This window comes from Lacinutrix neustonica, assembly GCF_026625145.1.
Classification (GTDB): domain Bacteria; phylum Bacteroidota; class Bacteroidia; order Flavobacteriales; family Flavobacteriaceae; genus Lacinutrix; species Lacinutrix neustonica.
The window spans coordinates 3,143,019-3,153,678 of record NZ_CP113088.1 but is presented as its reverse complement, the minus strand read 5'-3'; the positions used below and the strand labels follow the sequence as shown (position 1 = coordinate 3,153,678).

Annotated in this window: 14 protein-coding genes and 1 pseudogene; 14 read left to right on the top strand and 1 reads right to left on the bottom strand. The window is 34.9% G+C overall.

The window, feature by feature from the left end:
* Positions 1-35 precede the first annotated feature (35 nt).
* The gene (locus N7U66_RS17090) at positions 36-452 is read right to left on the bottom strand and encodes an HYC_CC_PP family protein (RefSeq protein WP_267676234.1); all 417 of its coding nucleotides are present in this window, start codon (positions 450-452) and stop codon (positions 36-38) included.
* A 227-nt stretch (positions 453-679) separates the two neighbouring features.
* Here N7U66_RS17090 and N7U66_RS17085 point away from each other — a divergent pair, with 227 nt between their 5' ends.
* The 14 genes and pseudogenes from N7U66_RS17085 to N7U66_RS17020 all read left to right on the top strand — a co-directional run bounded on the left by N7U66_RS17085 (position 680) and on the right by N7U66_RS17020 (position 10,659).
* Positions 680-2,908, top strand: a complete 2,229-nt coding sequence (locus tag N7U66_RS17085) for a TonB-dependent receptor family protein (protein ID WP_267676233.1) — start codon at positions 680-682, stop codon at positions 2,906-2,908.
* A gap of 93 nt (positions 2,909-3,001) precedes the next feature.
* Positions 3,002-3,700 (top strand): ribose 5-phosphate isomerase A, encoded by a 699-nt coding sequence (gene rpiA / locus N7U66_RS17080; protein WP_267676232.1) that lies wholly within the window; start codon positions 3,002-3,004, stop codon positions 3,698-3,700.
* A gap of 307 nt (positions 3,701-4,007) precedes the next feature.
* Positions 4,008-4,430, top strand: a complete 423-nt coding sequence (locus N7U66_RS17075; protein WP_449274495.1) for an HYC_CC_PP family protein — start codon at positions 4,008-4,010, stop codon at positions 4,428-4,430.
* Between the two features lie 171 nt (positions 4,431-4,601).
* Complete coding sequence (locus N7U66_RS17070; RefSeq protein WP_179020700.1) at positions 4,602-5,183, top strand: helix-turn-helix domain-containing protein; 582 nt, start codon at positions 4,602-4,604, stop codon at positions 5,181-5,183.
* Positions 5,184-5,253: 70 nt separating this feature from the next.
* The gene (locus tag N7U66_RS17065; RefSeq protein WP_179020699.1) at positions 5,254-5,856 is read left to right on the top strand and encodes a WG repeat-containing protein; all 603 of its coding nucleotides are present in this window, start codon (positions 5,254-5,256) and stop codon (positions 5,854-5,856) included.
* Between the two features lie 159 nt (positions 5,857-6,015).
* Positions 6,016-6,477, top strand: a complete 462-nt coding sequence (locus N7U66_RS17060) for a hypothetical protein (protein ID WP_117157960.1) — start codon at positions 6,016-6,018, stop codon at positions 6,475-6,477.
* 25 nt (positions 6,478-6,502) lie between these two features.
* Positions 6,503-6,760, top strand: coding sequence for a hypothetical protein (locus N7U66_RS17055; protein WP_034886845.1), 258 nt, complete (start codon positions 6,503-6,505; stop codon positions 6,758-6,760).
* A gap of 12 nt (positions 6,761-6,772) precedes the next feature.
* Entirely contained in the window at positions 6,773-6,991 is a 219-nt protein-coding gene (locus N7U66_RS17050) for a heavy-metal-associated domain-containing protein (RefSeq protein ID WP_034886844.1), read from the top strand.
* A 19-nt stretch (positions 6,992-7,010) separates the two neighbouring features.
* Positions 7,011-7,229 carry an SHOCT domain-containing protein gene (locus tag N7U66_RS17045; RefSeq protein WP_070237420.1) on the top strand — a complete coding sequence of 73 codons (219 nt, stop codon included), beginning with the start codon at positions 7,011-7,013 and terminating at the stop codon, positions 7,227-7,229.
* A gap of 17 nt (positions 7,230-7,246) precedes the next feature.
* Positions 7,247-7,525, top strand: a complete 279-nt coding sequence (locus tag N7U66_RS17040; protein ID WP_179020698.1) for a DUF5676 family membrane protein — start codon at positions 7,247-7,249, stop codon at positions 7,523-7,525.
* Positions 7,526-7,719: 194 nt separating this feature from the next.
* Positions 7,720-8,259, top strand: a complete 540-nt coding sequence (locus N7U66_RS17035) for a lycopene cyclase domain-containing protein (RefSeq protein WP_267676230.1) — start codon at positions 7,720-7,722, stop codon at positions 8,257-8,259.
* A gap of 4 nt (positions 8,260-8,263) precedes the next feature.
* A complete protein-coding gene (locus N7U66_RS17030; RefSeq protein WP_178987116.1) occupies positions 8,264-8,779 on the top strand; it encodes a hypothetical protein in 516 nt (171 codons plus the stop codon).
* 28 nt (positions 8,780-8,807) lie between these two features.
* Positions 8,808-9,269 carry a universal stress protein gene (locus N7U66_RS17025; RefSeq protein WP_034886836.1) on the top strand — a complete coding sequence of 154 codons (462 nt, stop codon included), beginning with the start codon at positions 8,808-8,810 and terminating at the stop codon, positions 9,267-9,269.
* Positions 9,270-9,303: 34 nt separating this feature from the next.
* Positions 9,304-10,659: pseudogene (locus N7U66_RS17020) on the top strand (NAD(P)/FAD-dependent oxidoreductase).
* Position 10,660 lies beyond the last annotated feature (1 nt).

Genomic DNA, 10,660 nt, shown 5'->3' with positions numbered 1-10,660 from the left:
ATTAATGTAGGACTACAGTTCTAATTACTTAAAAATCAAATAAGGAAAGTCTGGTCTAAAACTTGAATATCCCTGACCAAGGGAGGAGGTGTATAATCTCTATATGAATTTAAATCTTCTTGAGATTCGAAAAATAAATTTATATAGGTATGGATAAAAGCAGCAACAAATAGTTGTTGGTCTTTATCTAATTTGTCGAACGATGTTTTTAAAGTATCTTGACCTTCAACAATCACTTGTTCATCACTACAGCAATCTTTTTTTGAAATATCACACTCTGATGACGGGGATTGTTGTTGAACTTCCATACCACAAGTTTCGACGTGGCCAAATAAAGAAGAATCCACTAAAGTATCGCCACAGTAATGACTATCAACAGTAAAAGAAACAGTTGACAACAACACAATAAGTGCTAAGCAAGCGGATGATATTTTATAAAAAACCTTCTTCATTAATTTTACAAAGCTATTAAATTTTTAGCAGAATTTCTTGATTTAACAAATAATTTAGATTCCACTTGAAGATTTATACTGAATTTAATCCATTACAAATTATAAATTATTGAGTCTAAATTGCTTAAATTTTATTATTAAGAATTATTCTAAATAATATTTGTTTAATTGAAAAAGACTACTACATTTGCCCTTTATTTATATTCATTCTAAATAATTTAAAGCAAATGCGAATTCTCTTTATTCTAATACTTATTTTGCAATTCCCAAATATATGGGCACAAACTAATCCCCAAAAAAAAGATACTATCCAACAAAAAACGGAACAGTTAAAAGAGGTTGTAGTCTCAGGAAATACTATACTAGGTAGTAGGTTTGAGGTTAAAAACAAAACGGGTTCTGCAAGCTATATTTCCGAAGAAGACTTAAAAAAATTCTCTTATACTAACATCAACAGGGTATTACAAACAGTTCCAGGAATTAACATTTATGAAGAAGATGGTTTCGGATTACGCCCAAATATAAGTTTGCGAGGCACATCGCCTGAGCGTAGTGCAAAAATCAATTTAATGGAAGATGGTGTGCTCATTGCCCCTGCACCTTATAGCGCACCTGCCGCCTATTATTTTCCTACCATTGGTCGTATGCAGGCCGTAGAGGTTTTAAAAGGAAGCAGCCAAATTCAGTACGGTCCCAATACCACTGGTGGCGCCATAAATATGATATCTTCCCGAATTCCAAACAAATTCTCCGGAAGGGCTTCCATTGCTGCAGGAAATTACGATTCAAGAAGTACTCAATTAACAATTGGTGATAGCTATAAAAATTTTGGATTTGTAACGGATTATTTTAATTATAATTCTGATGGTTTTAAAAATCTTGACGGTGGTGGCAATACAGGATTTGACAAATCTGATTATTTGGCCAAGTTTAGGGTTAACTCAAATTTAGACGCAAAAACGTATCAGTCATTAACGTTTAAAATTCAGTATTCCGAAGAAGAGGCAAACGAAACTTACTTAGGTTTGACAGATGAAGATTTTCAAGAAAATACCTTTAGAAGATACAGAGCTTCTTCAGAGGATGTAATGAATGCCGAGCATCAACAATACCAACTTACCCACTTTATCCGATTATCATCATCATTAGACATAAGCACTACCGGTTACTTGAATAAATTCAAACGTAATTGGTACAAATTGGATGATGTAAATTTAGGCGAAAGAGTGAGCATTAGTAATATCCTTTCATCGCCACAGAATTTCCCATTAGAATACCAAACCATTTTAGGAAACGAAAACACCCAAGAAGATGCTATGGGCGTAAAGGCAAACAACAGAGCATACACGTCAAATGGTGTTCAATCCATTGCCAAATTACGATGGGGTTCTGATGGGTTACAAACTTTAGAAGCCGGAATACGCTACCACGAGGATGATGAAGACAGATTTCAATGGGTGGACAGGTATGCATTCTTGAACAATGAATTAATACGTACGACAGTAGGCGAAAAAGGGTCTGACGCTAACCGCATAAGTGGTGCAAAAGCTCTCGCTGCACACCTCTTATACACCATAAAAGTTGAGAACTTGACCCTAACACCTGGCTTACGCTATGAGAATATAACTCTAACCCGAATGGACTATGGCACCAATGACCCTTCCAGGACTGGTCAAGATTTATCCATTCGCGAAAACAAGGTAAACGTATGGATTCCTGGTTTAGGCGCAAACTACAGATTTAGTAACGATTTTTCAGTTTTTGGTGGTGTACACAAAGGGTTTTCCCCACCAAGCAATACACCAGGGCAAAATGCTGAAGAAAGTATTAATTACGAAGTAGGAACCCGATTTAGCGTTAAAGGGCTACAAGGGGAACTTGTTGGGTTCTACAATGACTATCAAAACCTACTGGGAAGTGATTTGGCTGCTACAGGTGGTACGGGAAGTCTTGACCAGTTTAATGCAGGTGAAGTGCGCGTAAGCGGTATTGAATTTTTACTGAATTACAACCTATTATATAATAAGTCAGAAAAATTTAAACTTCCTGTGTCGGTTTCCTATACCCTCACGGATACCGAATTTCTGACCAGTTTCGATAGCAACGAGGATATTTATGGAGTGGTGACCAAAGGGGACGAAATACCATACATCGCAAAAAATCAATTAAATGCAACTTTTGGGCTAGAGCATAAGAAATTTGAAGTAAACCTAAATTCACGATATACTGGAGCATTTAGAACTAAAGCTGGTTCAGGATCTATTCCTGAAAATTTTAAAGTGGATTCTAACTTCATAGTTGACTTATCTGCTCGATATTTTCTTAATGAAAATTTTACGCTATCAACAAACATCATAAACCTATTTAATACAAAATATGCTGTATCTCGTGTGCCAGCAGGTTTACGTCCTGGCCATCCTTTTGGGATAAATTTTTCTGTTGCGTATGGGTTTTAGGAAAATATACTAAAGATGACAAAAGACACAATTTTATTGAATAGACCTTACCTTTGGGATTGTTAAATTAATAATAATCAAAGTTTTATTAAAATGATCTGGAAGAATAACATAAGTGAAAATTTTAACTGGGGGCAAGAAATATCAAATATAGACCAAAAAGAGATAGTTGCAAAGAAAATCTCAAAATTGGTTCAAGACAGTCAAACCATAGGTATAGGCTCGGGCTCTACAGCATTTTTAGCCTTGAAGCATATTGCTCAAAAAGTAAAAGAAGAGCAATTGACAATAAAAGTTATTCCCACTTCTTATGAGATAGAATTAGCGTGCACATATTTGGGTCTCACACTAACAACACTTCAGCAAGAGAGACCAGATTGGTACTTTGATGGTGCTGATGAAGTGGATGTAGACAACAATTTAATAAAGGGACGTGGTGGTGCTATGTTTAGGGAAAAATTGTTATTAATGTCGAGCAATAAAAATTATATTATTGTAGACAAATCAAAGATGGTCACTCATTTAGGAGAAAAGTTTAAAGTGCCAATAGAAGTAATCCCTGAGGCTATAAACTATGTACGCCATTCACTAGTTAAAATGGATATAGTAACAATGGATTTAAGAATGGCCACAAAAAAAGATGGTCCTGTAATAACAGAAAATGGAAATTTTATTCTTGACGTAAAATTTAAAAAAATAGAAAGGACATTTGAAAAAGATATAAAGAATATCGTTGGAGTTATTGCGTCTGGATTATTTCAAAATTATGACATCTCAATTATTACACCTTAATCAAATTTTAGTCCTATTAAAAATACTTTAAAATCGAAAACATTTCATTATCATATTACACCAATCCTAAATTTATTTTAGAGACAACAAGGTTTGGAATGAGTTCAGTAAAAATAAAATTTTCTGTAGCAATCAAGTAATCTATAAAAGATGACAAAAGTCATATTCCTGTTGAACCTTTAAAATTATCTTCGCATTAATTAATTTGGAATCAATTCATAATTATCTGAAAATGATATTATTAATCAATAGTGTTTAACCTACAAGAAATCGTTAATGCTAAACAAAAATTCCGTAAATTTATAGCGTGAAGTCTTTTTTTACTAAAATACTGTCCTTTTTTTTAGCAGTTTTTATACTGTTTTCTACTTCTTCCTTCACGGTGGATATGCACTTTTGCTGTAATAAATTGGTGGATATGGCTTTTTTTAGTAAGGCAGAATCTTGTATGGAGAATGCACAAAAAAAAGATAATAATTCCAAGCAATGTACTTCCATACAAGAGAAGGATTGTTGCGATAATCAGACCATTGTAAAAGAAGGAGATGACACCTTTAAGAAGTCCAATACAATTTTAGAGATTGAGACTTTAGTTTTCTTAAATACTTTTTTTAATACTTATATTAATCTGTTCGAGGGGCTAGAAGAAAACGTCATTTCTTTTAAAACCTATAGGCCGCCTTTATTATCTACAGATATTATAATTCTCAACGAGACATTTTTGATTTGAATTTGCACATCGCAGATTGAATATAATCTGCAATACTTCTATAGCCACAGTTTCACTTCGCGCTAACATTTGTTGTACTCTATTCCCAACAATACCATACACCATTAACCCTGTTAGGTCTTAACCTTTCAAACCATTGAGTTAAAACTCAATGACAATACATTATATACTATGAGCAAACCAAAAGAATTTTGGATTAAGAATATGGTCTGTAATCGCTGCTTAAAAGTAATTATGCAGGAGTTACAGGAACTTGAAGTAACCGTACTTTCATTGGAATTGGGAAGGTTGTTGGTAAAAGCACCAAATAAAACAGACAATGAAATTATCAATGCAGTAACAACCGTGCTTCACGCCAATGATTTTGAAATAGTGCAGAACGAAGAAGAAATGCTCGTTGAAAGAATCAAGATTATTCTAATTGAACAATTGCAAGAGCTACCATTACATATCAAAGTAAAAACATCTGAACTATTGGCATCAAGCCTTCATAGGGAATACAAGACCTTGAGTAAATTATTTTCAGCAAATCAACAGACAACCATTGAAAAGTACTTTATCAAATTAAAGATAGAGAAAGTTAAAGAGCTCATTCAACTCAAACAACATTCCTTTTCAGATATAGGGTACTTATTGGACTACAGCAGCGTAAACCATCTGTCTAGACAGTTCAAAGAAGTAATTGGAGTGAGTATGACCGATTATAAAAATACTGAAAACTGGAAAAGAAATTTTTACGATGAAATTATGTAGATAACAACGAAAGTTATGCAGATAAACGCTTAAGGCAATCATTAATTTTATCAAAATAAATCAAACTAAAATGAAAAAACTACTCATCACATTAGTATTAATTCCCTTTCTAGGGATTGCACAAACTATAGAAAATTTAGAGTACATCTCGCCTTTTAACAATGAAGTAGCTGCCATTAAAAAAGGGAACGAATGGGGGTTTATTGACCAAGACGGCAAAGTAATCATTGATTTTCGAAATGATTTGGTGCTAACCAAAACAGGAAATGCAACCTACCCCATATTCAGTAACGAAAAATGCTTGATTGCCCATCAAAAAGATGGCATACTGTATTATGGCTATATCGATAAAACTGGAAAAACTGTCATTACACCTCAATTCTTGAATGCGACCAATTTCGAATATGATAAGGCATTGGTACTAAAAGTTGAAAAAGAGACCATAGGCTATAATGACATTTTCAACAAAGACGTCGTTAGCTACCATTATTTTGAAGTAGTTATAGATAAACAAGGAAAAGCCATTGACCATCTAACTCAATTGGCCATTCACATATCGCCTAAAGATAAGGAGGATAAAAATCCACCTACCATAACATCTAAATTCCTTTCGGAAAATTTAGTGGCCATTAAAGACAGCAACAAGAAATGGCGTTTAAAAAAAATTGAATAACAACGAAAAAGTTCCGGACAGAAATGAAATTAAAGAAGATTGAAAACCTTTTTAAATCTGACAGTTAATAGCTGATAACCCATTCCCTAAACTACGGTTTGTGGATTGTTGGGAATGGGTTTATAAAAATAAAAGTTTAACTCAATAAAATAGAAAATTATGAAAACATTACTAATTGTTTTATCAACAATCGGGCTTTTAAGCTTAAGCAGTTGCAACCAAGGAGCAGATCCTCAAGCACTTTTGGAAAATCCTGAAACTCGTACGGAGGTGTTTAATGCCATTACCGAGAACCACGATTATATGACCGAGTTTATGGAAAGTATGCACGGCAGTCAACACACAATGGCAATGATGCAGGGCAACAAAAAAATGATGGGCTCTATGATGCAAGGAGAAGGAATGCAAATGATGATGAAGGACAGTACAATGATGCATTCGATGATGAACCAAATGATGAATGACGGAAAAATGATGGGAACAATGATGAAAATGATGCACGAAAAAGGAATGATGAGCGAGGACTGTATGGAATCTTGCTCAAAGATGATGGGCGAAAAAGGAATGGATATGCAGAATATGAATAGTCCAAACAAACAGGATCATACCGAGCATCATTAATTTTTAACTTCTAAATACAAAAACAATGAAAAACAATCACTGGATTTGGATGGTCATAGGTTGTGGGCTACCACTATTGTTCATCTTTTTAGCGCCCTCATTTGGTATAGGAGGTGGTTCATCACTATTTATTTTCATCCTTTTTATGTTCGGCATCCATCTGTTTATGCCCCACGGTTCACACGGACACGGAAGGCACAATAATCATAAGCATCAGGATAGCGACCACAATCATTCTGAACAAGAAACAAAAGAAGAACACAAAGGACATCAACATCACTAAAAACTATATACAATGAAACAAAAATTTCAAATAAACGGAATTAGTTGTGGTGGATGTGTAGCAAGGGTCAAGAAGACTTTGGAAGAACATCCCAATATCGAAAAGGCAGAAATTTTTCTCGCACCAAAAGGAGCTACACGTATCACGATGAATGAAGCACTTTCGGTTGCCGACTTGCAAAAGCAACTCGATGAGCTCAATGGATATACAATCACAGAACTTAATCAATAACAATTAAAACCTAAAAACTATGCATTTATACGACGGACACTTTGGAGGAATGCACCTAATATGGTGGATTATATGGGTCATCTTACTTGCTTGGATATTCTTTATCCCAGCAGATATACCCTATCAAAAAACAATAAAGGACAGCCCACTGGATATTCTTAAAAAACGCTATGCAAAAGGCGAAATATCCAAGGAAGACTATGAAGAATCTAAAAGAATTTTAAACTCGGACAACTAATCTTAAACTATAAAATTATGCATCGCTTAAACGTAAAAAAACTCGGATTTGCCTTCGGTCTTACAGGAACCATAATTTATTTGGGCTGTATGATAGTAATGGCTACAGCAGGGCGGGAAGGTTCAATCATCTTTTTCAATAGCTTATTGCACGGCTTGGATACCACCAATGTCATTAGAATGGATGTTCCCCTATTAGAAGTGTTAATGGGTATCATACAAACTTTTATCCTTTGGTGGCTTATAGGCGCTTCTATTGGCGCTTTTTATAATGCGCAAATAAAAATAAAAAAGTAAAAAAACCTTTTAGGATTTATGCAGTATGTCCGGTTCATATGGTCGCTTATCATTCTTGCTCTTTGGGTAGTTATATATATATCCAAAAAAGGAGTTAGGAAAGAAATGCTCAAAATGAGCCTGATTACGATGCCCTTTGGTTTAACAGAACCGTTGTTTGTACCGAATATTGGTTTCCACCTTCGCTTTTTGATTTGGCCGAAAAAACAGGCTTCGATATCGAAAGTTTGATTTTCTCTTTCGCAATAGGTGGAATTGGCACTGTACTCTACAACCTTATTTTTAAAAGAGGACTTGCCGAAATACCACATAGCGAACGAAGTCATAGTAGGCACCGATTGCATATTTATATACTTTTTATACCAGCAGCTGTATTCATCATTCCGGCGCTTTTTACGTCGCTCAATCACATTTATTGCGGCATTATAGCTTTGTTCATAGGTGGATTGGCGACTCTTTATTGTCGCCCGGATTTAAAAGGAAAGATTTGGGTTGGGGGAATTCTGTTTACGGTATTGTACTTTATTTATTTCGGAAGCATCCTTCCGTTCTATCCTCAATATGTGGAGTTGTACTGGAATCTAGACAACCTGACCCATATTCTTGTCTTGGGCATTCCTATTGAAGAATTAATGTTCGCCTTCACTTTTGGGATGTATTGGTCCGGATTGTATGAACATATCTATTGGCGAAAACTCATTCAAACTGAAATAATTATTCCACTTAAAGATTAACACTATGAAACGAATACACTCAAATCAAAAAAACAATGCTATCCAAGTTGTAGCCATTAAGAACCCAGTAAGAAAGATATACCAGGTATCCATCGCTATATTGTTCCTTCTACTGCTTTCAGCAGTAGTTCTATCCTGTTCCGGCAAGAAAAAAGATGTTGCAGAAAGCGTAACACAGCCAACTGTTGAAACATCCCAAACAGCAAATGAGGCCATTATATCAGCCCAAAATTATGAAATCGTTCCCAACGAAAAAGTCTGTATGGTCAATGACCGATTTATGGGTGTGTCACAAATACCTATTGACGTCAATGGAACTACCTACTATGGTTGTTGTGAAAATTGTGTTGAAAAGTTACAGAAAAATCTAGATGATGTTCGCTTTGGGAGTAATCCACTAAATGATACAAAAGTTGATAAAGCTTCAGCAATTATTGTTCAAGATAAAAGTAGCGGAAGTGTTTTTTATTTCGCTTCCATAGTAGATGCCCAATCATTTATAAATAAGAATAAAGGATAGGAAATCTTTATTCATAAAAATTCAAGTTATGAAAATAGTGTTAGCCATAGATGGTTCTGATTTTAGTAAACTAGCAGTAAAAGAACTTGCAAAATTACCCTTACAAAATGAAAGTGAGGTCTGCATTATAAACGTGTATGAACATCCTGCGATATCAACACCATCATTAATTACATCAACAAGTTCTATTAATTCCTACTACAAAGAGTTTTTATCAAACGCTGAAAAAATAGGGAAAAAGATTGTTTCCGAAGCTGGTAAAGTATTGAAAGAAAAAAATAGTTCACTTCGTATAACAACAAATGTTGTCAGCGGTCTTCCTAAAAAAGAAATTTTGGAAAAAGCGGAATCTTTTGATGCCGATTTGATTGTAGTGGGTTCGCAAGGGCAAGGCGCATTTTCACGTCTTTTATTAGGTTCCGTTTCACAGTATTTAGCAACACACGCCAAATGTTCAGTAATGATTGTAAAAGACAAGGACGCAAAGTAAACTATTGCTAATACCAATGATATAAAAATTAAATATGAACGCTAACCACTCAAATAATAATACAAAAGAATCTGCTTGCAAAGTAACAGATGAAATCTGCCTTCCGAGACTCTAATTTACCTCGTGTTATTATTATAGGTGGTGGGTTTGCAGGTTTAGCGTTGGTTGAAAAACTGAAACACAAAGAGGTGCAGGTGGTACTGTTCGATAAAAACAACTTCCACCAGTTTCAGCCCTTATTTTATCAAGTGGCAACGAGTGCTTTGGAACCTGATAGTATTGTATTCCCTTTCAGAAAACAAATTAGTGGTTATAAAAATGTATTGTTTCGTTTAGCTGAAGTCGAGGAAATCCAACCTTCTACAAACACAATTATAACCAATAAAGGAAGAGTTCACTTCGACTATCTCGTATTGGCAACGGGTACAACAACTAATTTTTTTGGTATGGACAATGTCGAGTCCCATAGTCTTGGGATGAAAAGCATTCGCGATTCTTTAAATATTCGCCATATGATGCTGCAAAATCTGAACAAGCTGCAATCACTTGTGATGATAAAGAACGTGATGCCTTAACAAATTTCGTCATCGTTGGCGGTGGTCCCGCTGGTGTGGAAATGGCAGGAGCTTTGGCAGAATTCCGCAAATATATTCTTCCCAAAGATTATCCGGAATACCCTTCTTCCATAATGAACATCTATTTAATTGAAGCCATTGATGAGCTTTTAAGTACGATGTCAGACAAGGCATCATCAAAAACGCTAGAATATTTGAAGGATTTGGAGGTAAAGGTATTACTCAATGAATCGGTAAGCAATTACGATGGTTCACAGGTTGTCACAAATTGTGATAAGATTATTTTAACAAAAAACCTAACTCGGACAGCTGGTGTGAAAGGACAGTTTCCAAAAGGTATTGATAAAAAACACGTGGTAAAGGGTAACCGCTTAAAAACAGACTCATTTTTAATGGTAGAAGGCTACAAAAACATTTTTGCCATAGGTGATATAGCGGCTGTAATTACAGAAGAAACGCCAAAAGGACATCCGCAAGTAGCACAAACAGCTATTCAGCAAGGTAAATATTTAGGTAATGTATTATTGAAAATTATTAAGGATGAGGGTGTGAACCCTTTCGAATATAAAGACAAAGGTTCATTAGCTACAGTAGGGAAACGTAAGGCAGTAGCTGATTTGGGCAAATTCAAATTTGCAGGTTATTTCGCTTGGCTATTGTGGTCAGTTGTACACTTATTATCCATAAGCGGATTTAGAAATAGATTGATGGTTGGTTTTAATTGGGCGGTAAGCTATTTCACTTATGAAAAGAGCAACCGCCTAATTATTAGAAATTTTAAACCAAAACCGTCGGTTAATAACACAAAGAAATAAT